Consider the following 1899-nt stretch of genomic DNA (forward strand, 5'->3'; position numbering starts at 1 on the left):
TATAGATTTTCTGTCACCATTTTGAAGAAGCATCGCTCTGGGAGATATTTGGTATTATCAGCCTCAAACTCCTTTATGATTCGCTCATACGCATTGTATTCTGAATCTTTTACCATCTGGATAAATTCTTCGTCTTCTCGAACGCACGCCCAGTAGTGGTTTCTTTTTGATAACATTAACGGCTCCTTTACTGCCTTTGACTGCTAGGTTTTACATCGTAGCCCGTTACTTGCACGCCAGTTGGCACGCCACCATCATTAATATGTTGCCTAACCACTTTATATTGCAGCGAGTCACGATGCTTATCTAGCATAACTAACGTATGCTCGTAATCGCTATACTCCTGCGAGGTCAAATTATTTTTGTTTTTATCAAACCAATCTTCCATTTCCCCAATCACCTTAGAGGTGTAGGCTGGTGAGCCTTGCTGCACCACTTCGCTGCCCAATTTAGCCGCCCCCAATGAAGAAGAACCGCCTTTGGCTTCAAGGATATGGATGTTGCCCTGCCCATCTTGCCATATTTGGTCAAATTGACGGTTCTTTGGGTTACTGCCCGGATAAGCCGATTGTAACCGTTTTGCGTTAGGACCAAAAGAAGCTTTCAAGCATAAAAAAGCCCCTTAGCACTTAAGCTAAGGGGCTTTGGTTTATTGCTTGTTAGGCATCTTCAGCTTGATGAGGAAATAGCTGCTTATGCTCTGGGTCTAGGGCGTAAAAGCTTGGAAACTCACCTTTGACCAGCCATAGCGGCATATATTCACTGTCAATGGTCGGCTCAAGGCACCTAATCTCAGTGCCTATCTTTTATGCAGTCGTCTATTCAAGATAAGTCAGAATCTTTGCCTGCGGAAAATCCCGTTGGATATAAGACATAAATCGGCTTCCCAAATCACCATCTTTATTTTCATGCAGATAATCTCGAATTGCGGACTCTGCCGCTGCATCGTTAAACAGCACATCAGTATCAATCGTATTAGTTTGATACATAACTCTTAAATAGAAGTAGATATTTTTAAAAAAGTGCTCTTGATCCTCTTGGGTATTTCTTAGCCCTTTTACAAATAGAGTAAATTCACGCACAAACAAGTCGACTTCGATTTTACCACATTGAATATCATCCAAGGCAATAAAAATATGAGTAAAATAATCATGTACGCCATTATCCCTTTCTAATAAAAAGTAGTCGCTCAGGCCTTTAAAATAATAGTCTAACTCGTTATTTTCTAGTGCATGTTCAAACGTTGATTTCTTCACTTATAAATACTCCGATTCAGTAAACTTCGCCTTAAGCTTGTCTATGCTGCCATTATGCTTAATCTTTTCTGCGCCCTCAATTCTTCGGTGCCTATCCTCTTAATCTTCTAAAAAGCAGCTTTCGCGCACAAAAAAGCCCCTTAACTAAGGGGCTTTGGTTTATTGCTTGTTAGACATCTTCGGCTTGATGAGGAAATAGCTGCTTATGCTCTGAGTCTAGGGCATAAAACTTTGGAAACTCACCTTTGACCAACCACAGCGGCATATATTCACTGTCAATGGTGGGTTCAAGGCCGCGCGCTTCAAAAGCGTGCGCGGCCAGCGCCGTGATCCAAATAGTAAACCAGCCTTTTGTATCACCTTTAATACTGGGTGAATCCGCTTTACCCACATCAGTGTAATATTGAATATGACACTCCAACGCTTGCTTAAGCTTAGCTGGATAACGTGTTTCCCTTTCTGGGTGATGAATCGACACCAAAAGCTCAGCCAAGGGCAAGAGCAAATAGTTGGTGTAATCTTGCACTAACTCATCGCCGACATACTCGGGGGTGGAGTAACGCACCAGATCATTGATCCGCTCACCAATTGGCACTGGGTCATCGTCAATAAAAAATGCCCGCACTAAGCGAAACAGCACGCG

Annotated in this window: 2 protein-coding genes and 1 pseudogene; all 3 read right to left on the reverse strand. The window is 42.5% G+C overall.

The window, feature by feature from the left end; translation table 11 throughout:
• Positions 1-187 precede the first annotated feature (187 nt).
• Positions 188-607 (reverse strand): hypothetical protein, encoded by a 420-nt coding sequence (locus tag KO511_RS16620; protein ID WP_215988530.1) that lies wholly within the window; start codon positions 605-607, stop codon positions 188-190.
• A 211-nt stretch (positions 608-818) separates the two neighbouring features.
• The gene (locus tag KO511_RS16625) at positions 819-1256 is read right to left on the reverse strand and encodes a hypothetical protein (protein WP_215988531.1); all 438 of its coding nucleotides are present in this window, start codon (positions 1254-1256) and stop codon (positions 819-821) included.
• A gap of 169 nt (positions 1257-1425) precedes the next feature.
• Positions 1426-1899 (reverse strand): annotated as a pseudogene (locus KO511_RS16630) (immunity 49 family protein); the annotation flags it as partial.

This window comes from Vibrio hepatarius, assembly GCF_018860525.1.
GTDB classification, from domain to species: Bacteria; Pseudomonadota; Gammaproteobacteria; order Enterobacterales; family Vibrionaceae; genus Vibrio; species Vibrio hepatarius_B.